The organism is Streptomyces wedmorensis, assembly GCF_000716445.1.
In the GTDB taxonomy this organism is placed as follows: Bacteria; Actinomycetota; Actinomycetes; order Streptomycetales; family Streptomycetaceae; genus Streptomyces; species Streptomyces wedmorensis.
On record NZ_JNWK01000051.1, the window covers coordinates 45,317 to 69,599 of the forward strand.

31 protein-coding genes and 1 pseudogene are annotated in these 24,283 nt (G+C 70.6%); 12 read left to right on the forward strand and 20 right to left on the reverse strand.

The window, feature by feature from the left end:
* The 3 genes from OO54_RS31510 to OO54_RS31520 all read right to left on the reverse strand — a co-directional run bounded on the left by OO54_RS31510 (position 1) and on the right by OO54_RS31520 (position 3,088).
* Positions 1–1,245, reverse strand: coding sequence for an SDR family NAD(P)-dependent oxidoreductase (locus OO54_RS31510; RefSeq protein ID WP_063738346.1), 1,245 nt, complete (start codon positions 1,243–1,245; stop codon positions 1–3).
* A gap of 89 nt (positions 1,246–1,334) precedes the next feature.
* Positions 1,335–2,525: an MFS transporter gene (locus OO54_RS31515; RefSeq protein WP_234439617.1), complete on the reverse strand. Its 1,191-nt coding sequence runs from the start codon at positions 2,523–2,525 to the stop codon at positions 1,335–1,337.
* On the reverse strand, positions 2,522–3,088 hold the full coding sequence (locus tag OO54_RS31520) for a Chromate resistance protein ChrB (RefSeq protein ID WP_033209127.1): 567 nt from the start codon (positions 3,086–3,088) through the stop codon (positions 2,522–2,524). Before OO54_RS31520 ends, OO54_RS31515 begins: the two co-directional genes overlap by 4 nt.
* A 162-nt stretch (positions 3,089–3,250) precedes the next feature.
* Here OO54_RS31520 and OO54_RS31525 point away from each other — a divergent pair, with 162 nt between their 5' ends.
* A complete protein-coding gene (locus tag OO54_RS31525; protein WP_033209129.1) occupies positions 3,251–4,162 on the forward strand; it encodes an oxygenase MpaB family protein in 912 nt (303 codons plus the stop codon).
* 33 nt (positions 4,163–4,195) lie between these two features.
* On the opposite strand, the gene OO54_RS31530 is transcribed toward OO54_RS31525, so the two are convergent.
* Positions 4,196–4,684 (reverse strand): GNAT family N-acetyltransferase, encoded by a 489-nt coding sequence (locus OO54_RS31530; RefSeq protein ID WP_033209202.1) that lies wholly within the window; start codon positions 4,682–4,684, stop codon positions 4,196–4,198.
* 103 nt (positions 4,685–4,787) lie between these two features.
* On the opposite strand from OO54_RS31530, the gene OO54_RS31535 reads away from it, so the two are divergent.
* The gene (locus OO54_RS31535) at positions 4,788–5,144 is read left to right on the forward strand and encodes a hypothetical protein (protein WP_017242010.1); all 357 of its coding nucleotides are present in this window, start codon (positions 4,788–4,790) and stop codon (positions 5,142–5,144) included.
* A gap of 160 nt (positions 5,145–5,304) precedes the next feature.
* Here the strand turns inward: OO54_RS31535 and OO54_RS31540 are convergent, their stop codons facing one another.
* Both OO54_RS31540 and OO54_RS31545 read right to left on the reverse strand, forming a co-directional pair.
* Positions 5,305–5,700 carry a GNAT family N-acetyltransferase gene (locus tag OO54_RS31540; RefSeq protein WP_033209132.1) on the reverse strand — a complete coding sequence of 132 codons (396 nt, stop codon included), beginning with the start codon at positions 5,698–5,700 and terminating at the stop codon, positions 5,305–5,307.
* An 87-nt stretch (positions 5,701–5,787) separates the two neighbouring features.
* Positions 5,788–6,798, reverse strand: coding sequence for a glycoside hydrolase family 113 protein (locus tag OO54_RS31545; RefSeq protein ID WP_033209135.1), 1,011 nt, complete (start codon positions 6,796–6,798; stop codon positions 5,788–5,790).
* Positions 6,799–6,965: 167 nt separating this feature from the next.
* On the opposite strand from OO54_RS31545, the gene OO54_RS31550 reads away from it, so the two are divergent.
* From OO54_RS31550 to OO54_RS31560, 4 genes are all read left to right on the forward strand, one after another.
* Positions 6,966–7,622 (forward strand): TetR/AcrR family transcriptional regulator, encoded by a 657-nt coding sequence (locus tag OO54_RS31550; RefSeq protein ID WP_033209137.1) that lies wholly within the window; start codon positions 6,966–6,968, stop codon positions 7,620–7,622.
* 76 nt (positions 7,623–7,698) lie between these two features.
* A complete protein-coding gene (locus tag OO54_RS31555) occupies positions 7,699–8,286 on the forward strand; it encodes a TIGR03086 family metal-binding protein (RefSeq protein WP_078905436.1) in 588 nt (195 codons plus the stop codon).
* A 446-nt stretch (positions 8,287–8,732) separates the two neighbouring features.
* Entirely contained in the window at positions 8,733–8,903 is a 171-nt protein-coding gene (locus OO54_RS46505; RefSeq protein WP_167348162.1) for a hypothetical protein, read from the forward strand.
* An 89-nt stretch (positions 8,904–8,992) separates the two neighbouring features.
* Positions 8,993–9,253: a GlsB/YeaQ/YmgE family stress response membrane protein gene (locus tag OO54_RS31560; protein ID WP_033209141.1), complete on the forward strand. Its 261-nt coding sequence runs from the start codon at positions 8,993–8,995 to the stop codon at positions 9,251–9,253.
* Positions 9,254–9,428: 175 nt separating this feature from the next.
* Here OO54_RS31560 and OO54_RS31565 read toward each other — a convergent pair whose 3' ends face one another.
* From OO54_RS31565 to OO54_RS31600, 8 genes are read right to left on the reverse strand one after another with little or no spacing between them, the layout of a single operon-like run.
* On the reverse strand, positions 9,429–9,827 hold the full coding sequence (locus OO54_RS31565; RefSeq protein WP_033209143.1) for a gas vesicle protein K: 399 nt from the start codon (positions 9,825–9,827) through the stop codon (positions 9,429–9,431).
* On the reverse strand, positions 9,824–10,033 hold the full coding sequence (locus OO54_RS31570; RefSeq protein ID WP_033209144.1) for a gas vesicle protein: 210 nt from the start codon (positions 10,031–10,033) through the stop codon (positions 9,824–9,826). Before OO54_RS31570 ends, OO54_RS31565 begins: the two co-directional genes overlap by 4 nt.
* The gene (locus OO54_RS31575; RefSeq protein ID WP_051787345.1) at positions 10,030–11,013 is read right to left on the reverse strand and encodes a GvpL/GvpF family gas vesicle protein; all 984 of its coding nucleotides are present in this window, start codon (positions 11,011–11,013) and stop codon (positions 10,030–10,032) included. Before OO54_RS31575 ends, OO54_RS31570 begins: the two co-directional genes overlap by 4 nt.
* Positions 11,010–11,486, reverse strand: coding sequence for a gas vesicle protein (locus OO54_RS31580; protein ID WP_033209146.1), 477 nt, complete (start codon positions 11,484–11,486; stop codon positions 11,010–11,012). The genes OO54_RS31575 and OO54_RS31580 overlap by 4 nt, the downstream gene beginning before the upstream one ends.
* Positions 11,483–11,749 carry a gas vesicle protein GvpG gene (locus OO54_RS31585; protein WP_078905437.1) on the reverse strand — a complete coding sequence of 89 codons (267 nt, stop codon included), beginning with the start codon at positions 11,747–11,749 and terminating at the stop codon, positions 11,483–11,485. Before OO54_RS31585 ends, OO54_RS31580 begins: the two co-directional genes overlap by 4 nt.
* A gap of 55 nt (positions 11,750–11,804) precedes the next feature.
* Positions 11,805–12,515, reverse strand: a complete 711-nt coding sequence (locus OO54_RS31590; RefSeq protein ID WP_033209149.1) for a GvpL/GvpF family gas vesicle protein — start codon at positions 12,513–12,515, stop codon at positions 11,805–11,807.
* A gap of 3 nt (positions 12,516–12,518) precedes the next feature.
* Entirely contained in the window at positions 12,519–12,974 is a 456-nt protein-coding gene (locus OO54_RS31595; protein WP_033209150.1) for a gas vesicle structural protein GvpA, read from the reverse strand.
* Positions 12,975–13,003: 29 nt separating this feature from the next.
* Positions 13,004–13,405, reverse strand: coding sequence for a gas vesicle protein GvpO (locus OO54_RS31600; protein WP_033209207.1), 402 nt, complete (start codon positions 13,403–13,405; stop codon positions 13,004–13,006).
* 240 nt (positions 13,406–13,645) lie between these two features.
* Here OO54_RS31600 and OO54_RS46050 point away from each other — a divergent pair, with 240 nt between their 5' ends.
* Together OO54_RS46050 and OO54_RS48865 are read left to right on the forward strand one after the other, a co-directional pair.
* Positions 13,646–14,671: a hypothetical protein gene (locus tag OO54_RS46050; RefSeq protein WP_033209152.1), complete on the forward strand. Its 1,026-nt coding sequence runs from the start codon at positions 13,646–13,648 to the stop codon at positions 14,669–14,671.
* Positions 14,672–14,995: 324 nt separating this feature from the next.
* A pseudogene (locus tag OO54_RS48865) lies at positions 14,996–15,370 on the forward strand (SRPBCC family protein); the annotation flags it as partial.
* Positions 15,371–16,049: 679 nt separating this feature from the next.
* On the opposite strand, the gene OO54_RS31615 reads toward OO54_RS48865, so the two are convergent.
* From OO54_RS31615 to OO54_RS31625, 3 genes are all read right to left on the reverse strand, one after another.
* Positions 16,050–16,223 carry a CsbD family protein gene (locus tag OO54_RS31615; RefSeq protein WP_033209157.1) on the reverse strand — a complete coding sequence of 58 codons (174 nt, stop codon included), beginning with the start codon at positions 16,221–16,223 and terminating at the stop codon, positions 16,050–16,052.
* A 130-nt stretch (positions 16,224–16,353) separates the two neighbouring features.
* Positions 16,354–16,593 carry a hypothetical protein gene (locus tag OO54_RS31620; RefSeq protein WP_033209160.1) on the reverse strand — a complete coding sequence of 80 codons (240 nt, stop codon included), beginning with the start codon at positions 16,591–16,593 and terminating at the stop codon, positions 16,354–16,356.
* Positions 16,594–16,630: 37 nt separating this feature from the next.
* A complete protein-coding gene (locus OO54_RS31625) occupies positions 16,631–16,855 on the reverse strand; it encodes a DUF6479 family protein (protein WP_033209163.1) in 225 nt (74 codons plus the stop codon).
* A 403-nt stretch (positions 16,856–17,258) separates the two neighbouring features.
* Here OO54_RS31625 and OO54_RS31630 point away from each other — a divergent pair, with 403 nt between their 5' ends.
* The gene (locus OO54_RS31630; RefSeq protein ID WP_033209165.1) at positions 17,259–17,717 is read left to right on the forward strand and encodes a group II truncated hemoglobin; all 459 of its coding nucleotides are present in this window, start codon (positions 17,259–17,261) and stop codon (positions 17,715–17,717) included.
* 111 nt (positions 17,718–17,828) lie between these two features.
* Here the strand turns inward: OO54_RS31630 and OO54_RS31635 are convergent, their stop codons facing one another.
* Positions 17,829–18,788 carry an NAD-dependent epimerase/dehydratase family protein gene (locus tag OO54_RS31635; RefSeq protein WP_033209167.1) on the reverse strand — a complete coding sequence of 320 codons (960 nt, stop codon included), beginning with the start codon at positions 18,786–18,788 and terminating at the stop codon, positions 17,829–17,831.
* Complete coding sequence (locus OO54_RS31640) at positions 18,785–19,360, reverse strand: hypothetical protein (RefSeq protein WP_033209169.1); 576 nt, start codon at positions 19,358–19,360, stop codon at positions 18,785–18,787. Before OO54_RS31640 ends, OO54_RS31635 begins: the two co-directional genes overlap by 4 nt.
* A gap of 160 nt (positions 19,361–19,520) precedes the next feature.
* Here OO54_RS31640 and OO54_RS31645 point away from each other — a divergent pair, with 160 nt between their 5' ends.
* Complete coding sequence (locus OO54_RS31645) at positions 19,521–20,210, forward strand: TetR/AcrR family transcriptional regulator (protein ID WP_033209172.1); 690 nt, start codon at positions 19,521–19,523, stop codon at positions 20,208–20,210.
* Between the two features lie 171 nt (positions 20,211–20,381).
* A complete protein-coding gene (locus OO54_RS31650) occupies positions 20,382–21,149 on the forward strand; it encodes an SDR family NAD(P)-dependent oxidoreductase (RefSeq protein ID WP_033209175.1) in 768 nt (255 codons plus the stop codon).
* 503 nt (positions 21,150–21,652) lie between these two features.
* On the opposite strand, the gene OO54_RS31655 is transcribed toward OO54_RS31650, so the two are convergent.
* Entirely contained in the window at positions 21,653–22,369 is a 717-nt protein-coding gene (locus tag OO54_RS31655; protein WP_200146646.1) for a hypothetical protein, read from the reverse strand.
* A 1,208-nt stretch (positions 22,370–23,577) separates the two neighbouring features.
* Here OO54_RS31655 and OO54_RS31660 point away from each other — a divergent pair.
* A complete protein-coding gene (locus OO54_RS31660; protein WP_033209179.1) occupies positions 23,578–24,057 on the forward strand; it encodes an HIT family protein in 480 nt (159 codons plus the stop codon).
* Positions 24,058–24,283 lie beyond the last annotated feature (226 nt).

Genomic DNA, 24,283 nt, shown 5'->3' on the forward strand with positions numbered 1-24,283 from the left:
TTAGCGGCAGCGTGAGAGACGGCGCGCGGGGATGTGCGGGCGCATGCGTACGCGGGTGGGTGAGCCGATGCGGACGCGCGCGCGTGGGCGAAGGCGTACGAGAGTGGGTGAACCGGTGCCTACGCGCGCACGTGGGCGGATGCGTACGTGGGTGGGTGAGCCTGTACGTCCGCGGGTGCGTGAGCCCGTACGTACGCGGGTGCGTGAGCCCGTACGTACGCGGGTGCGTGAGCCTGTACGTACGCGGGTGCGTGAGCGGGTGGCGATGAAGCGGGCTCCCACGGCTCCGGCGGCGGCCAGGGCAAACGCCCGGCGTGCCGCTGTGCGGGCCGCTGCGTGCCGGTCGCCGGAGACCGCGGCTGTGGCGCCGGACGGGGCGTACAGGGTGCCGGTGGTGACCGGCACGGTCCCCGGAGCACCCAGGTACCGGTGCTCGGTAAGGCGCCGGATCAGGCCGCGTACCAGGCCCGGCGCCAGGACGCGGGCCCACGGCAGGAGCCGTGCGCCGGGGCCGACGACGACGCGCGCTCGGGGTCGGGCCGCTGTGTGCAGGACGGCGCGTGCCACTCGTTCGGGAGTCGCGACGGCGGGCAGGGTGCGCACGCGGCGGCCCGTGTGGTTCGCGGCGTGCTGGAAGAACGGGGTGTCGACGCCGGCGGGCAGCACCGTACAGACGGCGACGTCATGGTCACCGCTGATGATCAGCTCCTGCCGCATCACTTCGTCGAGCACGACCAGTGCGGCCTTGGCGGCGGCGTACGCGCCCGTGTAGGGCGCCGTGACGGCACCTCCGAGGACGGATGACACGTCGATGAGCACGCCGCGGCCCTGGCCGCGCATCACGCGGAGGGCGGCCCGGGCGCCATGGAGGGTCCCCAGCACGTTGACCTCCCATGAACGAAGGACGTCGGCCGGCGGCACCGCGTCGAGGCGGCCGAGGACTCCCACTCCGGCCGCGTTCACCCACACGTCGACGCGGCCGTACCGGGCGAGCGCCGTGTCCGCCAGCCCGGTCACCGCGTCCGCGTCGGTGACGTCGGCGGGCACGGCCACCGCCTCGGCCTGCGGGTGTGCGGCCGTACACTCGCGGGCCACCTGGCTCAGGGCCTCGGCGCTGCGGGCAGCGAGAACGAGCCGGGCGCCCAGGTGCGCGAAGGCGAGGCCGACGGCGCGGCCGATGCCACTCGACGCGCCCGTGATCACGACCACGGTTCCTGCCGCGAGCGCGCGGCGGGTCCTGTCCATAGCCCTGCAGGTGACCGTTCTCGACGGATTCATGCGTCTTTCACGCCGGAACGCGCACGTGTCCCGCCGGAACACGCACGCCTTCCGAGCTACTCCGCCGCTCGTACGGTGCGGGGCCGACGTGCCAGAGCGAGCAACGGGCCCACCGCCAGCAGGGCGGCGAGTGCCAGATAACCGAAGGTGAGGGTCGAGAGGGTGGCGACTCCGGCTACGAGCAGGAGGCCGCCGGCATCACCGAGCTCGCGGCCCAGTTCGGCCGATCCCATGGTCTGGCCCATGCGCTCCTGCGGGGTGGAGGCGGCCAGGGCGGCGAAGCCGAGCGGGGTGATCAGCCCGGTGCCGGTGCCGATGAGGGCGGCGGCGGTCAGGACGCCGATCACGCCCGGCAGGGTGGCGGCCGCGACCCCGACGGCCGCGAGGAGAAGCCCGGTGAGCAGTCCTGTGCGGGTGGTCAGGCGCCCCGCGTCCAGTGCCCGGCCGGCCTTGGGCTGGACGACGGCAGCCGTGGCGGCCAGGACGGACACGGCGGCGCCGGTCGCCGGCGTGCCGAGGCCGGCCGCGGCCCCGGAGACGGGCAGGAACCCCACGCCGACGGAGAGCGCGGCCGTGGCGGCGGCGAGCGCGGCGGTCGGGGCGAGGAAGGATCGGTCGGCCAGGCGTCGGGCGAGGTCGGCCACGGTCTGGCGTTCGCGGGGCAGCGGGGGCACGACGGGCACCGTGACCGCGGCCCACACGGCGACGGCCGCCGCGCACACGGCCATCACCGTGAACAGGAGACGCAGTCCGCCGGCCCACATCAGGACTCCGCCGAGAAGCGGGCCGAGCGTGTACCCGATGGACTTGTAGAAGCCGTAACTGCCGAACGCGCGCCCGCGCTTGGCGGCCGGGTTGAGGCGGGCGACCATGGCGGAGGCCGAAGGCGAGAAAGCGGAGGCCGCGGCACCTTGGCCGAGGCGGGCGGCCCACAGCCAGCCCGGGCTGTCGGCGATCGCGTACAACGCGGAGGCGCCGGCGAACGCGACGAGGCCGCCGAGGAGTACGGGTTTGCCGCCGATCCGGTCGGCGAGCGATCCGAAGACCGGCTTGAGCAGAACCTCGGCGCCGTCGTACAGGGCGAGCAGTCCGCCCAGGACGAGGAGGGAGGTGACGGCGTCCCCGGAGAATCCGCCGAGGTTGGCGGCGATGCCGTGGGCACCGAAGGCGGTGGTGAACCCGGCCGCGTACAGAGGCCACATGACCCGCTTCGGGGCGGCGGCCGGGGCTATGGGTGCGGTCGTCATGACGGGTCCTGGTCGTCGGCGTGCAGTGCGCCGAACACAAGCTCGGCGTAGTCCTCGCAGACGGCGGCGCACCGTTTGAGCCGCTCCCCCGCCTCGGCTGCTTCAGGGGCGCCGAAGACGTCCCTGGCGGTCAGGTCGCGGTGCCAGCGACGCAGCCGTTCCAGGCTCTGCTCCTCTTCCTCCAGCTCGGCGAGGGTGAACTTCGCGAGGCGGATCTCTTTGGCGATCTCGTCCTCGAACTTGCCGCAGTCCGCGAGGAATTCCGTCCAGTCCGCCGAGCGGGCCGCGGTGAACATCTCCTGGAGACGTGTCGCGTCCTGCTCCGAGCGGCCGTTCGCCTCCAGCGTCATGCCTTGGCCGCCCGCGGCGTCGGTGAGTTCGAGGGCGCGCCGCACTCCGTCGGCGAACACGGGCACCTGCGGCACCGCCCAGATGCCCTGGCCCAGCGACAGCGCCCCGATCTTGCGGAGCTCCCGCCAGACCGCGACGCGGTGCCGGGACGGGTCTGCGGGCAGCTTGATCACAAGGATCAGCCAGCGGGCGGTGCGGATGGGATTCGTCACGTATGGAAATGTAGCAAGCGTTACATTCGGAGGGGAGGGCGCTCCTCTCCGGCGCGCGCGGGGGGCTTGGACGGGCGAAACGGACTCCTCGCCAGTGCATGGCAGCTTGCGGCTGACTCGGTGAAGCGCCGGCCTCGTGACCTCCTGACGCACACTGGAGGGGTGCTCTGGACCCCACCGCGTGTCGGCGAGCTGCGGAAGCGGGCCGGTGAGGCGCTGCTGCACCGGGTCGCGGGCCCCACCGCGCACGAGAAGCGGGCCCGCATCCACGAAACGCCGGGCCCACGATGGTTCGGCCCCGACCGTCCGGTGCGGGTCGTGCACGCAGACGCGGCGATGTACGTCGGCGGGCTCGCCGCGCTGCTCCTGCAGTCGCTCCACCCGGTCGCGATGGCGGCGGTCGCCGCGCACTCCGGGTTCGAGAGCGACCCCTGGGGGCGGCTCCAACGCACCAGCACCTTCCTGGCGGTCACGACGTTCGGTACGGCGCAGGACGCGGAGCAGGCGGTACGCCGCGTGCGCCACGTCCACGGCGCGGTGCGGGGGCGTACACCGGAGGGCGTGCCGTACCGGGCCTCCGATCCGCATCTGCTCGCCTGGGTGCACGCGGCCGAGACCGCCTGTTTCCTCAGCGCCCATCAACGCTACGGAAGGCGCCCGCTGCCTCCGCGGGAGGCAGACGGCTACGTCGCCGACATGGCCCGGGTCGGACACCGGCTCGGGGTGGTGGACCCGCCGGAAACCACCGCGGGGCTGACGGCGCGGCTCGCGGAGTACCGTCCGGAACTGCGCGCCACCGCCCAGTCGCGTGCGGCGGCCCGCTACCTGCTGGCCCACCCTCCGCTGCCCTGGCCCGCTCGGCTGCCCTACGCGTTCCTGGCGGCAGCGGCGGTCGAGCTCCTGCCCGCTTCGGTGCGGGCCCACCTTGACCTCCCGTACACCACCCGTCTGCTGCTGCCCCTCGCCCGCCCCGGCGGACACGCGGTCGTCGCGGCGATCCGGTGGATCATCCCCGCCGCTCCCCGGCCTGCACGGTCTCCGGCATCCGGTTCGCCACACACTCTCCGCGTGTGAGCGGGCGGGCGGCGGAAGCGCATGCGGTCGGACCTAAGAGAGGTCCTTGCGCATCAACGTGCGCATCGTTTCGTATCGGCGCAAGGATCCGTCGGGGGCCTGCTCGTCCCACGAGTCGGGCTGACGGTCGAACGCCACGTAGCCGAGTCGTTCGTAGAGCGCCCGAGCCCGGGGGTTGTTCTCCTCCACGCCCAGCTCGGCCTGCCGCAAGCCACGGTTCCTGATGCGCTGCTCCGCGGCCTCCATGAGGAACGTGCCGATCCCGCAGGACTGCAGTGCGGGATGGACCGCAAGCTGCCACAGAGTGCCGACGCCTTCCTTGGCGCGGTAGTCGATCCCGCCTTTCGCCACGGGGATGCCCGATGCGGGACGGACCGCGAGGTAGTCGACCTCCCCCAGCCGGGCCCGCTCCAACGGCCTCGCGACACCGACCAAATGCTGCTCGGACCCCGACCACCCGCAGTACGCCAGATCCGCCGACACCAGATCGCGTACCGACAGCCTCAACACGACGTCGACCATCTCCACCGCCTCCGGGCAGCCGGCATCCACGGCCACCTCACGGGAAGCAACGCCGTTTCCCGTACACGCTCCTGGCGATCACGTCCTTCAGTATGGTCGGTTCATGTGCACCTACGCGTTCGTCCACTACAAGCTGCACTATGCGTGCGTATCGTGCCGGATCAGCTTCAAACGGCATCCCGGCGACACCCAGCACACATGCCCGCGATGCGCCGCTCCGCTGCTGTGTGCCGGCCACGACTTCGCGGCGCCTCGCCGGAGCAATCGGAAGGCGTGGACGGTCGTCGCCGCGGTCCTCGACGCCGGGCTGCGTTACGAGGGCTTCGAAGCGTGCGGTTGTGGACGGGAACCGAAGTTCCGTCCCCGTACCCGTGCTCAGCTGCGTGCCCGCCGCATCGCGGCCGCGCGGACCGGCACGCCGCTCGCGGAGATGCTCGGACGGGTGGACCCGCTGGGCTGACCGGGACGTGGCCCCCGCGTGTTCCCGGCCGGCTGCCCTGGCCATCCGTCCGCGACGACCGGCCCGTACGCCCTCCTGCCGATCGTCCCGGCTGCCGCCGGCCGACTCCTGGCCTGTCCAGCCCTCCGGCCGGCCCTGGCGAGCGGATCGGCGAGCGGTGTCACAGGGCGATCAGACCGGCGGTCGTCTCCTTGAAGCCGCAGGCGTCGAAGTAGAAGGAACTCAGGTGTTCTTCGAAGTCGACGTGGAGCCATTCGCAGTTCGCGGCACGGGCTTCGTGGGCCGCGGCCGCGACCAGGGCGGCGCCGATGCCTGTCCCCTGACGTGTCCGGGCGACCACCGTGTCCAGGATGAAGGCGTGAACTCCGCCGTCCCAGACCACGTTGACGAAGCCGACCAGTGAGCCGTCTTCCCAGGCGCAGACCCAGCCGAGGCTGTGGCGGTCGAGTCGTTCTCGCCAGTCCGTCCGACCGACCGGATGGCCGAAGCCGTCAGCGTGCAGCGCGTTGAGCGCGGCGTTCTCGAAGTCGCCGCGCCACTCGTACTTGATCGTCATTCGTCGATCGTAGGTGCCGGGCCAAGCCCGGCCGTCAGATCACCGGGTGAGGTGCCGGACGGTCCTGGTCGGGCACGCGGTGCCCGGTCACCTCCGATACCGCTCCGCCACCGCCGCGAAGGCGGCCTTGGGTTCCCATTCCATGTCGGGGTACGTGTGTCCGTGGCGCCCTTCGAGGAGTTTGACGATGCCGAGGCCGGCGCGGTCCAGGCCGTCCCTCGGGTCGCCGTCCGGGCGGTGCGGGTAGCCGGACAGGGCGAACAGGAACACGAACGCGCTGTCCACGCCCTCACTGTCGAAGACCTCCAGCAGTTCGCTCAGGTACGTGGCCTGACCGGCCTCGTCGCGCTCGTACATGCCGTTCAGTCGCGTGGGGGCCTTGGTCAGCGGATCGTGCTCGACGACTTCCAGCACTCGTCCGCCGCGGTCTCCGGCGCCGCGGTAGGCCGCGGTGCCGAAGCCTGTGATGGCGAGTGGCTTCGGGTCCTGAGCGAGGGTGCGCACCGCTTCCCTGAACCGGTCGGCGACTTCGGAGGAGCGGATGAGTTCGTACGTCACGATGTCGAAGGGGGTCCAGTCGACCTGCTCGAACTGAATGGACGCGTAGGTGAGCCGGCCATGGAAGCGTTCACGGATGTCGGCGGCGGCGTCGCGGAGGAACGCGTTGAAGCGCACGCCGAGTTCGCGCAGGGCCTCAGCCCGCCGCTCGGGTCGGCTCATGAGCTGCTCGACTCGCTCCTCGGGGCTCTGACCGGAGAGGAATCCGTGGTTCATCACGCTCAGCTCGACACCTGCGACGAACACGACGGTGGCGCCTTGCTGCCGGAGTCGTTCCGCTCGCTCGGCGCAGTCACGGAAGAGGGTGAGGATCTGCCGCGGATCCAGCTCCAGCGGGTAGGGCGAGAACCACACCTCCAGTCCGAGTTCCGCGGCTGCGCCGGCGGCCAGCTCCAGTCGCTCCGGATCGCCGCCGATGATCTGGACGGCGTTGCAGTGCAGGTCGTCGCGGATGATGGCGAGTTCGCGCCGGACCACCGCGGGGTCGAAGTGGTCACGGGATGTCCGACCGTGCAGGACGAATCCGGTGTCGTAGGTCATTCCTCTTGCTCGCATGGTGATGCCTTGCCCTTTCCGTCGGTCCGGTCCCGGTGCCGGTCTCGGCCCGGTGCCGGTCTCGGCCCGGTGCCGGTCTCGGCCCGGTGCCGGTCTCGGCCCGGTGCCGGTCTCGGCCCGGTGCCGGTCTCGGCCCGGTGAACGCTGACAGCGTGACGACACCACCAGCAGGGCTGCGGGAACGGAAGAAACAGGCCACGCGCGCGGCGCTCCGCGAGGCGGCCCTGCGCCTGGCCGTGGAGCGCGGGCCCGATCAGGTGCGGGTCGAGGACATCGCCGAGGCGGCCGGGGTCTCGCCGCGCACCTACAACAACTACTTCGCCAGCCGCGAGCAGGCGATCGTCTCCGCCGTCACCGCGGACCGGGAGGCGCGTATCGCGGCGGCGGTCGCGGCCCGGCCCACGGGGACGCGCCTCGCTGACGCCGTCACCGAAGCAGTCGTCGAGCAGTACGCGTACGCCGGTGACCGCGAACTCCGGGCCCTGCTCCTGATCACCACCCGGGCCACTCTGCTCGACGCGTTCCTCGACGCCTCCGCCGACATCGAACCCCCTCTGACCACGGTGCTCGCCGAACGCCTCGGCGACACCGAATCGCCCACAGCACGCGTACTCGCGGCCGGCGTGGCGGCCGCGGTCCGCATCGCCCTGGAAGGCTGGCTCCAGCCGATCGGGAACCCCGAGGCCGCCGCCAGCCCCGGCGCCGCAGGACTGGTCATCGTCTCCGGCTCACTGGCCGACCGGCTCCAGGCGGCGCTGGCCCCGCTCGCGCCGGCGTTCGACGCCGCCGAGGGGCTCCCCGCGCCGTAAGGCCACCCGAGCCGGCCGGAGACCGGTGAGTTTCGGGTAGCCCGGCGGTCTGCCCTGCATGGAGAACACTTCACGTATGGGGCCGATCGACCTGGGGGCGGCCGCGGAGCGCGTCGCACGGCTGGCGGCGGGTATCGACGATGGGCGGCTCGGAGATCCGACGCCCTGTCCTGAGTACGCGGTGCGGGAGGTGCTCGCTCACGTCGCCGGGCTGAGCGTCGCCTTTCGTGACGCGGCGCTCAAGAGGTTCGGGGCGACGACCGGGACGCCGCCCGGTGCGTCCCGGCCGGTGTTGACGGACGACTGGCGGACCGCGTTGCCGGAGGCGCTGGACGAGCTGGCCGCGGCCTGGCGTGAGCCGGGCGCATGGGAGGGGGACACGCAGGCGGGCGGGATCGAGCTGCCGGCGGCCGTCATGGGCCGGATCGCGCTCGACGAGCTGCTGATCCACGGCTGGGACCTGGCGCGGGCGACCGGTCAGGCGTACGGCGTGAGCGAGGAGGAGCTGAGGGTGTCCGAGGCTCTGTTGACTCCGGCCGACGACGACTCCGGCGAGGGGTTCTTCGGGCCCGTCGTCGCGGTACCGGACGGTGCGCCCCTGCTCGACCGTGTGGTCGGCCTCAGCAGTCGTCGGCCTGACTGGCGGCCTGCCCGGGTGTACTGATGACCCGCGTGGGCGCTCGTGGCCGGGGCTTGATCGACGCGAAGGCGCGCCCCGGCCGGAGGCGTGACGGGCCCGGTGGCAGCGTCATCGATGTTTGAAATCGAACCAAAGGCGAAGACGCACAGATAGACATGGAAAGCCGCAGGGATTTCTCCTCGGGCTGAGTACGCTCCGGTGCCCTGCCGGTGGCAGGAGTTATTCGTGAAGTTCGGAAGAGGGCACCACCGGCGCCCCCGGCGAAGAAGAAGGGTGCTCACTCGCTGGACACCCCGGGCTCTCATGCGCCGGACCTTCATCCGAATGACGAGATGGGGTCTTCGGTTGATGGCGTGGGGAGTGCGCCGCGCCATGCGCCGGGCGCTGCGCAGGCTGCTGCCGACAGCTTTGCCGTACGCGGTGTAGGGCACGGCGCGGGCCAACCGTAAAAGGCTCGGGAAAGGACGACCATGAGTACGTGGGAGAAGGCGAAGGCGCAGTTGGAGGAAGTGGCCGGGAAGGCCGTAAGGAAGTCCGCACACGCGATGGGCAACGAGAAGCTGGCGGCAAAGGGCGGGGCGCTGGAAACGCGTGGCAAGGCCCGGCACATGAAGGAGAAGGGGAAGGACAAACTTCCCTGATCTGACGGCTTGGGCGGGGGTTTACGAACTCCGGGACGGTAAACAAGCCGCACGGACGAACATTCCACCGCACGAGACAGGAAGGAATCATGGGCATACTTGCTTGGATCCTCCTCGGGCTTCTCGCGGGCATCATCGCCAAGATGTTGATGCCCGGGAAGGACCCGGGCGGCATCATCCTCACCACACTCATCGGCATCGCCGGCGGCCTGCTCGGTGGATGGCTCGGCAAGGTTCTCTTCGACGTCGAATCCGTCGACGGATTCTTCGAGCTTTCCACCTGGGTCGCCGCCATCGTCGGATCGATCATCCTCCTCGCGGTCTACCGATTGTTCGCGCGCCGCAAGTGACACGCCGAACGCAGACAGAGGAACGGCTCCCCCCTCGCACTCGAGGGGAAGCCGTTCCTCTGCGCGTGCTCCCCGTGGCGAGCCACAGCCCGTCGACGGGGGGAATCGGGAGGCGACGGGGAACCGGGAGGCCTTGCCGAGTCGCGGGGTCAGGCCGCGCGGTCAGCTCGCGGGGTCAGTTCGCCGGGGGGAGGAGGTGCCCGAGCGGGCCGAGATCGAGGTTGAGGTCTTCGAGGCTGTAGCCGTGCTCGGCACACAGGTCGGTCATGCGGTCGTGCAGGGCGAGGAGAGTCGCTCCGAGTTCCTCTTCCTGTGCGTCGGTGAGGTCGCCCGCGTCGACCCGGCGCAAGGCCTGGCGTTCGATGAGCTGGCGCAGGAGCTCGACGATGGTGAGGACGAGCTTGAGGAGGTCTTCGCCGACGGTCTCGGGGTCGGTGCGCATGCGGTGGGCCGGGGGCCGCGTGACGCCGGGTGTTTCCGGCGGCGCCTGAAGCAGCCGGAAGGCGTGTGCGAGGGGGGCTCCGGGCGCTTCGAGGTCGGGGCGCGGCTCTCGCGGGGCATGATCGCCGGTCATGGCCGGCCCCCGAGAGCGAAGGGGGCGTCGGAGGCCGTGACGGAGGTGATGAGGGCACGCAGGGAGATGCGTACGAGGTCGATGTCGGCGATGGACAGGACAACGTCACCGGTGATGACGACGCCACCGGCCAGGAGCCGGTCGAGGAGGTCGACGAGGGCGACCTGCCGGTCGGGCAGGGGCTCGTGTCGTTCGGTGGGGGTCATGATCGTGCGCCAGGGGCGTCTGTATCTGCGCCCGCGTCCGCGTCGGCACCTGTACCTGCGCCCGCGTCTGTATCTGTACCTGCGCCGCCGTCCGTACCTGTGCCTGCGTCCGGGTCCGGGTCTGTATCTGCATCCGCGCCTGCGCCTGCGTCCGCGCCCGGGTCTGTCGACGCGGTCGGTGGCATCGCGAAGGAGTACGGCGCCCAGGGGCCGGTGACCTCGATCCGGATGCCAGGCAGATCCTGGCCGGCCTGGTCGAGGGCGGCGCGGAAGGCCTCGGCCTCGTCGTCGGGTACGAGATGGGCGTCGTTGAGGATGTTCTCGCCGTTCTCGCTGCGGGTGAGCGGCCCGGTCTGCACGGGGTGGCGGACGGTGTGGGTGGCGTGCCGGGCCGCTATGGCGGCGATCCGGTCCGCTGCTTGGCCGGCTTGCAGGTAGCGGTCCTCGCGGGCGTGGTGCTGGGCTCGGCGGGCTTGCAGGTAGGCCTTCCCGGGACTGGGCGCGGCGGCGGGGGCGGATGAGGTGGGCTGGGTGTCGGCGGAGGCGTCGGCTGACGCCTTGTCGCCGGCGATGTAGACCTTGACTCCGTATTCGGTGTGGTGGGCGAGGAGGGCCAGCCGGGCTGCGAAGGTGTCCTGCTGTTCGCGCAGGGCTTCCAGGGCTCGGTCGCCGTCCTGGTAGAGGGTGGCCAGCCGCAGCGGCAGGACGGTCGCGTGTTCCGTGAGGAACTGGATGACGTGGTGGTGGGCGCGGGCGGTGTCCTCGAGCCAGTCGAGGTCTTCGAAGCGGGATCTGAGGGCCTCCTCGGCCCACTGGCCGGCGGGGACCTGGCTGATGACGAAGGCCGGGCCGGCGTCGGCGGGGGGCAGGAGGGTCACCGGTGTGTCGCCGACGCCGTGTACGCCGGCCAGGCGCCCGCGGAGCTCCTGGGTGGGGAGGGTCACGGCGTAGACGTAGATGAGACTCGGCTCGCCGTTCACGGTTCGGGCCTTTCGCGCTTCGAGCCGCCGGACCGGGTCGCGCCGCGTCGCTCCGGGTCCTCCTCGGCTTGGCCGGGCGGGGTCGCGCCGTGTCGCTCCGGGCTGTCCTCGGCTCGGCCGGGCAGGACGGCTTCCGGCCGGTCGCGGCGCAGGGCGTCCAGTTCGGCGCGCAGGCGGCGGTTCTCTTCCGCCAGGGGGTCTCCGCTGTGGCGGGAGGACAGCGACGGGTCGTACTCCCACCAGTCGATGCCCATCTCCTTGGCCTTGTCCACGGAGGCGATCAGGATTCGCAGTTTGATGGTCAGCAGCTCGATGTCGAGGAGGTTGATGCGGATGTCGCCGACGATCACGATGCCCTTGTCCAGGACGCGTTCGAGGATGTCGGCCAGGCTGGCCGACGAGGACGGCGGGTACGAGGCCGGCATCGCCCGGGACGGCACGGGGGCGATCCGGTGGGCAAGGGGGTCGGTCACGGTGTCTGGCCTCCCGGGTCACGGCCGGCGTCCTGCCGGAACTGGGCGATCTCGTCGAGACGGTCGAGGAGTTCGTCCTCCTGCCGGTCGAAGGCGGCCTGGTCGATCTCCCCGTCCTGGAGCATGCGTTCGAGCTCGGCCAGGGCGGCGTAGACGGGTGCGGGGTCGTAGTACTCGTCGGTGGCCTCGTCCAGGGCGCGCTGCGCAGCCCAGACGGCGAGCCGCATGGGCAGCAGCGGCGCGGTCAGCAGTTGGCTCAGCATCCCCATAGCTCCTCCCTTTGCGATTCCCGGGCCTGGCCCGACGACGTGGGCCCGGCTACACGAAGCTGTAGGGGGGCAGCGGTCCGCTGAAGCGGAAGTGGATGCCTTCGACCTCCTCGGCCAGGCGGGCCTCCGCTTTCAGGAAGGCGTCCCTGCTGTCGTCCTGGACCAGGAGGGAGATGCTGAGGATGTCGTCGCCGGCGGGAGGGTGGACACGGTGGTCCTCGGCGAGGGGGACCAGCGACTGCACCAGTCCGGCGGCCAGGCCTTCCTGTCTCTCCTGTACTTCACCGGCGACGATCTCCCCCAACTCCAGTGGCAGCCGTGGGTCGGCGTCGCCCTCCCGGATCCGGTCGTTGAGCAGCCGTGCCCGGTCCGAGTCGTGGAGGATCTCCCGTAGGAGGGCGTCCTCGTCCTGCGAGGCCTTCACGTGGTACTCGGCGCAGCCGCGCAGCCGCTCCAGCGCGTCCAGGTAACCGTCCGCACGCTCCTGGAGCACCTGGGTGACCGCCTGGTCGTCGGGGGCCGTGTAGCCGAACTGCAGGGGAAGAATCGTTCCATCGCTCATGAGCCGGTCCTGGACCGCTTGGTGGGCGGTCAGGTCTCGGCGCTTGGGCCGGATCTCCTCGTCGATGTCCGAGACGACCGCGCGCAGCTCCCCGGCGGTGATGGCGCGCACGGGAGCCGGCTCGGCTCCGACACCGTTGAGCCCTTCCAGGCGGCACGGGTGCGCGGCAGTGGTGATGGAGTACACGTAGACAGGCATCGTCTACTCCTTCTCTCGGCGCGCGGGGCGCCGTGCGGGCCGGCGACGGCGGGGAGCCTCTTCCTCTTCCGCCTCTTCTTCCGGCTCTTCCTCTTCGTCGGACTTTCCGGTGAGGGACTGTGTCACGGCGTCCATGACGCCGCCGACGGCTCCCTTGGACTTGCCGCGGGCTCCGCTCTCCATCGCGTTGCCGACGACGTCGGTCAACTGGGTGGGGGCCTTCCGCCCCGCTTCCAGGTCGAGGCGGTTGCAGGCTTCGGCGAAGCGCAGGTAGGTGTCGACACTGGCCACGACGATCCGCGCGTCGATCTTCAGGATCTCGATGCCGACCAGGGAGACACGCACGAACACGTCGATCACGAGCCCGCGGTCGAGGATCAGCTCCAGGACGTCGTAGAGACTCGTGCCTCCGCCGGAACTTCTGCTGACGTTACTTCCGCTTTGCGGCACCACGGTCATGGCCGCTTCCCTTCAAGGGGCCGGCCCGGTCAGGTCGGCCGGTCGATCATGCCCCTGCTGTAGCGCCGGGTTCGCTCGTACGAGATCAACTCGCCCTCCGCGTCCATGGTGACCTTGTAGCTGGCCAGGATGCTGGTGGTGTCCGGGATCCGCTCGAGTTCGAGGACCTCGACCTGAGCCTCCCAGCCGTCCTCGCTCGGTCGGAGGGACGAAACCGACTCGGGGACGCGTCCCAGCAGCCCGGCGAGCTGCTCCACCGCCGCGCGCATCGCAGCGGCCGCGCCGGTCGCCCCGCGCCGCGCCGGAGCCTTACGCGTCGGCGTCTTGCGGGCCGCGACCTTCCGGGCGGGCCTGCTGGGCCGAACCTCACGGTCCTGAACCTCCTCGTCCGGCGGAGGGCGTCGCCTCCGGGCCGGCTCTGCTGCGGCCATGGACCTGCTCCCCTCACGAACTGACCCGTGCGCCTGCCCCAGCACATCCCCGACAAACACCGCGATTCGCGCAATATTTCTGTTCCCTTCGAAATCCATGCATATCGGCCACCTGGCCGAGCAGTCCCGTAGTAACCGTGCAAGCGGTGTCGTCCCGTCGCCCAGCCCGTGCGTCCGCAACGGCGCGTGGATCTGCCGGGGCAGCGGCGGGCCGCGGGCACCTCGTGAAGGGAAGGGCTCATGGAGGACACGACCAAGATCGCCTTGGCGGCCGCGGTCGCCGGGGGCTACGTACTCGGGCGGGCGAAGAAGGGACGCCTGGCTTTCAGCCTGATCACGTACGCCGCAGGCCGCCGTCTCGGCCTCGACCCGAAGCAACTCGCGACCGAAGGTCTCAAGAAGCTGAGCGAGATGCCTCAGGTGGCCGAGCTCGGCGAGCAGATCAAGGGTGAGGCGCTCGACGCGGGGCGCAAGGCCCTGGCAGCCACCGCGAACCGTCGGATGGCCGAACTCGCCGACTCTCTGCGCGAGCGCACGCTCGCCCTCGGACAGGGCGGCGAGGACGCCGCGGACGAGGAGGAGGAGGAGTACGAGGACGAGGACGAGGACGGCGACTACGAGGAAGAGCCCGAAGAGGGCGAGGAGCCGTACGAGGACGAAGAGGGCGAAGAGGAGGGAGAAGAAGAACCGGAAGAAGGAGAAGAGGAGGAGGACGAGGAACCGGGTCCCGACGAGCCCACCGCCGAAGAGGAACCCGAGGAAGAGGAAGGCGAGGAGGAAGAGGAAGAACCTCCCGCTCGCCGTCGCCCCGCCCGCCGTTCCGCCCCCGCTGCTCCGTCCAAGGCCGCCCAGCGCCGCACCCCGGCCCGCAAGGCCGCTCCGGCACGGAAGGCCGCCTCGGCAAAGGAGGCTGCCCCCGCCAAGAAGGCGACCCCCGCCAAGAAGAGGGCCCCGGCCAAGAAGACCTCGAGCGCCACGACGAAGGCACCGGCGCGGAAGGCCGGCGCCGGCACGACGGGAAAGCGCGCCTCGACCACGGCGAAACGCAGCACCCCCGCCAAGAAGACCGCCGCCAAGAGCACCACCACCAAGAGCACTGCCGCCAGAAAGACCGCGGCCAAGAAGACCGCGGCGAAACCCGCCGCGAAGAAGACGGCGGCGAAGAAGACGACGGCGAGTTCGAGGCGTGCCCCGGCGTCCAAGCCCGCGGCGAAAAAGACCGCCGCCACCAAGACGGCCCGCCGCAAGCCCACCGCGCGGAGGTGAACCATGGCCACCAATCGTGCAGCCGACGGCGACAAGTCCGGCTTCGACCGGCTGATGGACGAAGCCTCCTCGTATCTGGCGACTCGCGCCGACCAGATCGCCGACAAGGCCGTGGACAAGCTGGGCGACCTGACCGACGGCCTCACCGACGTCGCCGAGAACGGCGGCCGCCTCGGGGACCTCGGCGGCCGCCTCCTCAAGGGGGATTCCCCCCTGAAGGCCATCGTCGGGCAGACGCTCGGCGGCCTCAAGGACAAGGTCAAGGACGTGGGCTCCGGACTGCTCGGCGGCAAGAAGAAGAGCCGCAAGAGCGGCGGCAAGGCCATGAACATCATCGAGGCCGTCGACGTCGGCGTACCTCTCCGCACGGCCTACGACCACTGGACGCAGTACGAGAACTTCAGCAGCTTCGCCAAGGGAGTGCGGAGCGTCTCGCAAAGTGACGACACGACCACCGACTGGAAGGTCAAGGTCGGCCCGTCCACCCGTGGCTGGAAGGCCACCGTCGAGGAGCAGATACCGGACGACAGGATCGTCTGGTCCTCACAGGGGCCCAAGGGATCCACCCGCGGATGCGTGAGCTTCCACGAACTCGCGCCTTCCCTCACGCGGATCCTCCTGGTCGTCGAGTACTACCCGTCCGGCCTCTTCGAGAAGACCGGCAACCTGTGGCGGGCCCAGGGCCGGCGCATGCGCCTGGACCTGAAGAACTTCGACCGCTATGTCACGCTCACCAACGAAGAGCCGGACGGTTGGCGCGGGGAGATCGAGGACGGCGAAGTCGTCGTCACCCACGAGGAAGCCCTCGACGAGGAAGAGGCCGAAGGCGGCGCCGAGCCGTCCGAGGAGGACTGGAACGAGGAGGACGAAGAAGGCGAGGAGAGCGAAGAGGCCGAAGAGCGCGAAGAGGGTGAGGAGGGCGACGACGGCGAGGAGAGCGAAGACCAGGAGGAGCCCCTCGGCGAGGAGGAAGAAGAGTACGAGGAGGACTCTTACGACGAAGACGAAGAGCCCAGCCTCGCAGGACGCCGACGCTGAGGTCCCGCACCGCTGGAGCGTGTGGCCGTGCTTGCCCGCACGGCCACTGTCTCGCGTTCGCTCGCCCTCTCTCGGGTCCTCCTCTCCGCCACCCTCCCCCTTCGATGCCCCCTCCGACCCTCCTCTGCCACCCTCTCCCCTCCGGCCCTCCGGCCCTCCCTGCCGCTCCTCTGCCGCCCTCCGGCCCATTTCCCTGCCGCGACCTCGCCCGACCGCTGCAGCGCCCCTGCCGCGGCTCCTGGAGCGGTCGCGCCTGGCCCGGGCCCCGGAGCGGTCGCGGCGCCGGGGCAAGGGGCGGCCGACGGCTCCCGCCGTCGGCCGCCCCTCAGCCTGTTGACGATCAGTGCTTGAGGGTGTCCTTCGCCTTCTGCATGGTCTGCTTCGCGTCGCCCGCGATCTGCTCGGCGCGGCCCTTCGCCTCCAGGCTCTCGTTTCCGACAGCCTTGCCGGTGACCTCCTTCGCCTTGCCCTTGACGGTCTTGCCCACGTTCTTGGCCTTCTTCCCAGTGGCCATCCCAGTCACCTCCAAAGAGAGCTATGGGTTCGCTACCCACAGACAACAGAACAAAGCGCGCCTAAAGGGGCGGATACGGGCCCCTTCGCAGGGTTGCAGGGATCAGGGGGGCGGTGAACTCTGGAGCACGTCAGTCGCGCTCACGCTGCCCCGTCTGCTCCTCCCGCCCCTTGCCGGGGCGCTGGCGCTTGACCGTATGACCGTCGGCGCCCTGCGGATCCGCATCGCCCGCTCGGCCTGAAACGGCCTCGCGCGCCTCCTCCCGGGCCGCCTCGTCGCCGCTCTCGCCCTTGGCGTGCGCCGGAGTGGTACGGGCCTCCCGGCCCCTCCCGGCGCCCCCGCGCCCGTCCTCGTGCCGCTTCTCGTTCACGCTTCCTCCTTCACTCGGCGTCGGAGCGGGACACACGTCATCGATCCGGCCGCTCTTGCGGCGCCTGCCAGGAATCCCGCCTCGCCGCCGCAGCCGGCGGCTGGGCGACGCGTGCGGACCTCCGGCTCCGGGCGACACGCCGGGTGCCCCACCAGAACGCCGCGATCAGAACAGCCACCAGCACCACCCCCACCAGGATGAGGAGGAGCGAGGACGACCCGCTCGCGGCCAGATCGGAGGCGGTCACACTCGAGAGAGGCATGAATCGACCTTCCTTCCGAATGGAAAACTGGGCATATCGTAGCGATTCGGCTGCTACCCCGCCTCAGGCAGACCAATCAGGGAGCAGCCCAACCCCCTTCGCCCCCTACTGGGACCAAGGTGTCACCGAGGCCAGAGGGGAAGGAGTCCTCTGGCGGGCGGCCCGTTCTGCGACGAAGCGCCTCGACCAGCCCAGCCCCCGCCGGTCCAGCCCAGCCCAGTCCAGCCCCTCCCCGCTCCGGCTCGCCCCGCCCCTCCCCGCTCCGCCTCGCCTCGCCTCCTCGCCTCGCCTCCTCGCCTCGCCTCGCCTCGCCTCGCCTCGCCTCGCCGACAGCGAACGTCCTTGGCTTCAGAGCGTGTTGTGTGAAAGCTGGGAGGACACACCCCGGATCCCGGAGGCCCCCTTGAGCGCCGAACACACGAACACACTCTACGAAGCGGTGGGCGGCGCCGACACGCTGCGCCGGCTCTCCGAGACGTTCTACAAGGGGGTGCTGGCCGATCCTCTCCTCGCACCCGTGTTCGCCGACTTCACCGCCACCCACGTGGAGCACGTCGCCGTGTGGCTGGCCGAGGTCTTCTCGGGGCCGGCCGACTTCACCGCGGAGCTCGGCGGGCACCAGGCACTGCTCCGTGCCCATCTGGGGCTGGAGATCACGGAGGAACAGCGTTCGCGCTGGATGGAGTTGATGTCGGCGGCAGTGGAGAGGGAGCTGCCGGACGACGCGTTGCTGCGCCGTCGGGTGCTGGAGTACTTCGACTGGGGCACCCGTATCGCCAAGGACGTATCAGCGTCGACACCGGGTTCGGATCTGGGCGAGCCCGGCCCCACCCCACGCTGGGGTTGGGACGGCCTGGCCTGACCCTTCGGGGCACTGGAGCCAAAGTTCACTGAGCTGGGCTCGGAAAGGCGGAGGACGTGGGGCCGCCGAGCCGGGAAAGGCGCGGCGGAGTGCGCCCACACCCTGAGGGGCTCACTTCGCCATGGCGCGGTAGGCCGCCACCGTTCGCTCCAGCGCCTCCTCGACGGGGGTGGCGGTGGCGCCCAGCAGGTCGCGGACGAGGGTGGAGTCGACGACGAACGGTTCGGCGAACTCGTACTGCATCTCGATGAGTTCACGCACTGTGCGGTTGACCGCGCCGAGCGCGTAGAGGGCGATCGTCGGCATCCGGCGCAGGCGGGCGGAGCCGGGACGGCCGGTGGCGCGGTGGGCCAGGTCGACGAGCTGGCGTGTGGTGCGGGTGTGCGGGTCGTTGGGGAGGTGCCAGATGCGGCCAGGGGCGTCGGGGTGGCGACCGAGGAGGGCGAGGGTCTCTCCGATGTCGGGGATGAAGGTGTAGGTGTGCGGCTGGTCCGGATCGCCGAGGACGGTGGCGGTACGGCCGGCCAGGAGCGCGGGGAAAACCAGGTCGCCCAGGTTGGACTGGGCGCCGCCGCGCGGCCCGAAGTAGTCGGAGGCGCGGCCGATCGCCACCTCCACGCGCCCGGCCTTGTGCGCGGCGAGCAGATCCTGGGCCATCCGGCCGCGGAGCCGCCCCTTGCGGGTGGTCGCGGCGTCGGGGGTCTCCTCGGTGAACGGTCGGCCGCCGGGAGGCCCGTAGCTGTAGACGTTGTCCATCGAGACCATGCGGGCGCCGGACGCCTCGGCCGCGGCGAGAACACCGGCCTGGAGTGCGGGGAACTCCTGCTGCCAGCGGTGATACGGCGGGTTGAGCGCCTGGTAGACGACGGCCGCGCCGGCTGCCACGGCGGTGGTGAAGGCGGGATCGGCAGCGTCGCCGGCCGCGACCTCTACGCCGTCGGGGACGTCCGCGCGGCCGGACCGGTTCACGATCCGGACGGACTCTCCTCGGCGTACCAGTGCCTCGGCGATGGCCGTTCCCACGGCGCCGGAGCCGAAAATCACGTGACGGGGGGTGGTGGTGTGCTTCATGCGTCGACCTCGCGGAGGGAGTCCGAGCCGGCGGCTCGGTCGGTGACGGTGGGCGGCAGGAGTCCGTGGAGCAGGACGCCGGAGAGGGCGGAGAAGGTGAGCGCGCCGGTGGCGCCGAAGACGGTGAACCGTACGTCCACCCCCACGCCGGCGAGCGTGGTCACGGTCCAGCCCGTCGCCCACAGGAGCGGCATCGCGGCCGCCCAGAGCCACGGCAGGCGGGCCGTGCGCGGGAGCGCGCAAGCCTGCGCCACGCCGAGCAGGACGCCCTCGACGGCACCCATGACCGCCAGTGAACCGAGATCGGTACGGTAACCGACCAGCGCGGCACCGAGCAGGAGCCCGAGCCCACCGCCTGTCGCCGTGGCGACGGACCAGCGCGGCAGACTCAGCCGGCCGGAGGACACGAGTGCCTGCCCGGCACCGATCACCGCCCCCGCCACGCCCCCGCCCACCAGGGCGCTCATCACGTCGTCGACCGGACCGGCCGCCGCGCGGCCGACGAGTCCGGCGATGGGGAAGGCCAGGAAACCGGCCGTCCACCGGCCCCAGACACTCAGAGCGGGGCGCATGGGTCCGCGGACGGATACGCGGACGGGGACTCGCATGGGGATGCGCACCGGAACCCGCATGGGAACCACCTCAAATTTCTGTACGCTGTGCAATTAATGTACGCCGTGCAAAAATGACTCGTCAAGGTTTCGCGTAACGGACGGATGAGGAGGCGCACGGATGGCACAGGACACGCCACCGGCAAAGCGGGGCCGCAAGCGAGCGGTCCGCGAGGACGAGGTAGTCGCCGCGGCCATCCGACTGCTCGGCGCCCGCGGCGCCGACGCGGTGAGCATCCGGGGCATCGCCGCCGAGCTCGGACTCGCCCCGAACGCCGTCTACACGTATTTCCCCGACCGCGCCGCAGTGGTCGGCGCGGTCGTCGAGCACCTCCTCGGTCAAACCGACCTCGCCGCCCTCACCTCCCGCGACACCCCATGGCGCGACCGCATCCACGCGCTCGCCACCGACCTGCGCCACCGCCTGCTCGCCCACCCGGGAGCAGTCCACCTCCTGCTCTCCGGCCCGATGGACGGCCCCCACGCCCTCGCCCTCGGCGAAGCCCTCCTCGCCGTCCTCACCGACGCCGGCCTCGCCCCGACGGAAGCGGCCCGCGCCTCCTACCTACTGATCGTCCAGGTCCTCGGAGCCATCGCCCTGGAAGCCGCCGAACTCCCCTCCCCCGACCCCGCCCCACCGATCGCCGAACGCGTCGCGACCCGCCGCGAACAACTCCGCGCCGTCCCCGCGCACCTCTACCCCCGCACGACCGAGGCGGCCGACACGATCGCGCAGTTCGTCTCGGACGAGCAGTACGCGTGGGGGCTCGACCGGGTCCTGGACGGCATCGAGGGGCGAGCGAAGGACTGAAGCCCGTACTGACGGAGCAGCACATCCCCGTCCGTCACGAGCACCGCCCACGACACCGACGGCGCGAGCGCCCCCTGCGGATCTCCTACGCTTGGAGATCAACGACCGATGTGACGGCAGGGGCGGGACCTCAGGGTCTCCCCCTCTCGTCGCCGTTCGAAAGGAACCTCCATGAATCTGCCGGCCTCGGGCAGGCGCGTCCTGGTCAGTGGCGCGTCACGTGGTCTCGGACGCGCGGTGGCCCAGGCGTTCGCCACCAACGGCGACCGCGTCGCCGTCCACTTCGGCTCGCGCACCGACGAGGCGCGCGCGACCTTCGAGTCCCTTGCCGGCACGGGACACGTTCTGATCGGCAGCGACCTCACGAAGCCTGCCGGGGCCTCCGTCGTGATGGACATGACCACAGAGGCACTCGGCGGGATCGACGTGCTGGTGAACAACGCGGCAGTGAACATCCGCCACCCCCTCGCGGAGACCCCGTACGAGGAATGGGTCGAGGCCTGGCAACAGCACGTCGCGGTGAACCTGCTCGCCACCGCGAACCTCAGCCACCTCGCCGCCCACATCATGATCAAGCAGGGCACAGGAGGCAGGATCGTCAACATCGGCTCCCGCGGCGCCTTCCGAGGCGAACCCGACCACCCCGCCTACGGCGCCACCAAGGCCGCCGTCCACTCCCTCGGCCAGTCCCTCGCCGTCTCCCTCGCCCCCTACGGCATCGGCGTCGCCTCGGTCGCCCCCGGCTTCTTCGCCACCGAACGCGTCGCACCTCGCCTTGAAGGCCCCGAAGGCGATTCGATCCGCGCCCAAAGCCCGTTCGGCCGCGTCGGCACCACCGAAGAGATCGCCGCGTCCGTCCTCTGGCTCGCCTCCCCCGCCGCCGAATGGTCCTCCGGCACCATCCTCGACCTCAACGGAGCGTCTCACCTCCGAAGTTGACGATCACCCACACGAGTGCATCTGCTCGGCTCCCGCGTACCCCAGCACATCCATGCCTGGCACCCGTGTTCCCGCCCCCGAAGGCACCGCACTGGAAGTGCCGGGAGCCGATCTTGCTCGTAGCACCACCGCCGGGAGCGGGTGCCGGCAGGCGCCACCGACGATGGGGCTGAGGCCGGGGCTGAGGCCGGGGCTGAGGCTGAGGCCGGGGCTGAGGCCGGGGCTGAGGCTGAGGCCGGGGCTGAGGCGGGGGCCAGCCCGGCGCGATGTGACAAACTCGCCGCCCGCCTCGAAGAGTCCAGCCGATCGGTTCGCGGTCCGCCGCGAACCGATCACGACACTTCGCGAGGGGTACGCGGAAGCAAGGGCCGTCAAACCGTCGAACGATGGAACCCCTCACCGGCCCCGGCGACACTTCGATGTGCCCATATCGATGTGCCCAGACGGCCGCAGACACGACCGTGCGCGCCACCGTCGGAACATCGCCCCCTCGATGCAGCCGCTCAGCCGGGCCAGGTACCGAGCGCCAGAGCAAGTCGGCTGCTCTGCTCGTAGGTGATGCCCTGGGCGATGCGAGTCCCACACCGCGGGCTCATGTACCCGTCGCAGTACAGGATTCCGGGGAAGGGTTCCTGGCCCCCTGACAGCGGTGTACCGGCAGAAAACGTCCATTCAGCCGGTTCCCACAACGGGTGATCCGCGAGAAGTGCCTCCGCGAGATCCTGCGCCATCGCCGTGGGGACTGCCGCTTCCACCAACGCTCGTCCGACGACGCATGCCGCGTCGTCGGGCAAATCCTGATCCCCGAGCGCGGGCAGCAACAGGAGCAGGCGTGCGTACTCGGCATGAACTCCCGGTGCATCAAGGTCGGGTGTACGGGCGATGTGGCGGAGCTCTCGCCATGACAGTCCCGGACCGGCCTGGTGACCGCTGACAGTGGCCAGGTGGCCCTGCCGCGCCCACTCGGGGTGGGTGACGAGGTATTCCGTCTCCGGGTCGTCGGGATTGTTGCGTCCCACGACCAGCGCGGTGTGACCCTCGGCAAACGGGATCCGAAAGACAGGCCAGCGGTCCTCGCTCCCGAGCGCTTCGCAGGCCGCATCGGCGTCGGCCCCGTCGACCCCGAACCATTCCGGGATGGGGTCGTACTCCTCCGTCTGGCTCAGCCACATCAAGTAGGCCGCCCAGAATCCCGGCATCTCCAACAGGTCCTCGCCCACGACAACAGGGGCGCCCTCGAATCCCGATATCAGCACGGCTCCACACTCTCACCCCGCTACGACGGCCCTTGCAAGTCGCGACGGCTGGACCAATCCCCAGAGCACGCCCGACGCCGTTCAGGTCACGCGCCGGTCCACCGTCCGACCCGGCTCCACCGACCTGCTCTTCCAGATCGCCTTCTGCTTCCGATGCAATGGCGCCCGTCTCTGGGGCCCTGGCGTACTGGGCAGGCTGAATCGCATCCACAGCATCGACCCGGACAGCACTCCGGCCCAGGAGCTGCTTCGGTGCTTCCGCATTTCCATGCCGACCGGCTGACAAGCCGCCCACGCCCCCGATCCAGGGCACGACGTGGCGCAGGCTTCGGTCGGCCGGCGTCGGCTCACCTTGGCGGCCTCGCGGGGGGCCGGGTACGGCGGGCGCTGCAGGGTCGTCTAAGCGACCGCTGCCCACTGGGTGCAGGAGGTGGCCGGCGGGGAGGACACCCGCCGGCCCCGCGACTGTCACGCGGTGATGCGAGCACCAGCGTTCCGGCCCGCTTTCCTGTCCGCGGGGCCACCTGTCGCCTCGCCCCCCCGAGGAGGGCGCAGCGTGGGAGCAGCCCTGGCCCGATTGGCGCCATGCCGATCCGGAGGACCTCTGCTACCGGCTGGAGTGGCCGGTGCAGAAAGTTCTGAGCGATGTCCGCCCATGGTCGTTGGCGTCGAGCTCTGGGCGAACGCCCAGCAGCCGGTGAGGACGCTGTGGAGGTTGCCCGGGCAGTCCTCGCGCGGGCGCCACGCCTCGTTCCCCTCCACGCGTATCGGTTCTCCCTGCCGGTGCCGGTACCTGGGGACACCCAGTGATGTCACTGCGAGGAACCGACATCAGCTGCTACGACCAGGAACTGGCCGACTACATCGACCGCGAGTTCAGCGAGGCCGAAACGGACACTCCTTGGACGCCACGGGCCTCTGTGCCTGTATGGAAGGACTTTCTCGGCCATTGACGGCCCGCCTCCAGCACAAGTGCCTCGGACCGGCGTCACCGCGCAGGGTCCCCGGTTTGCCGTCGGAATCCTGGATGTGGGCGATGCGCTGCCCTGCGGCGCGTCGCTTCGGCCATTGCGGAACGGGGCTCACCACCCGGCCGACACCGACCAGCCTCCTCAAAGACGGCGCAGCCGCACACACACCGGTCGCGTTCCACCGAACTGTAAGTTCTGCCTGTGACTGGAGACTGGCGGATGGATCGGATCGGCAGCGCTCTGAGGGGTGAGAACCCGACGGTGCTGCGACGGATGACGTCAGGGTTCGCGGCAATCGGGGACGTTCAGTTCCTGCCGGGCTACTCGGTTCTCCTCGTAGACGTGCCGGACGTGCAGCGGTTGTCGGATCTCCCCCGAGCGAAGCGGCTCTCGTTCCTTTCGGACATGGATCAACTCGGTGAGGCGGTCGAGCGCGTCTGCCGACGGCTGGACCCGGCTTTCCGGCGGGTCAACCTGGAGATTCTGGGGAACTCAGACCCGTTCCTGCATGCGCACATCTGGCCACGGTTCGACTGGGAACCGGGAGATGTAGTGAGTCGTCCCGTGTGGCTCTATCCGCGGGAGCGGTGGAGTGACGAGCGATTCAGTCTCGGTCCGCGACATGCCGGACTACGGGATGCGATCAGCTGCGAGCTGGACCGGCTGCGGTCCGTGGCATGACTCCTCTACCGAGGCGCTCCCCCGACGGTCCTGCTGACGGGGAGATTGACACGGCACGTCCGTCGGCGTCCGCGCGCCCCGCAGTCCTGCATCGCCGGCTTCGCGCTCAGCACCACGACGGCAGAGTCCTAAGGGGCTGCCGATCATTAACCTGTCACTTTGATCTTAATGTCGGGGGTGCTGCTTTGGGCGGCCACTCGGGCTCGGAGGGCCGTCAGGGCGGTCG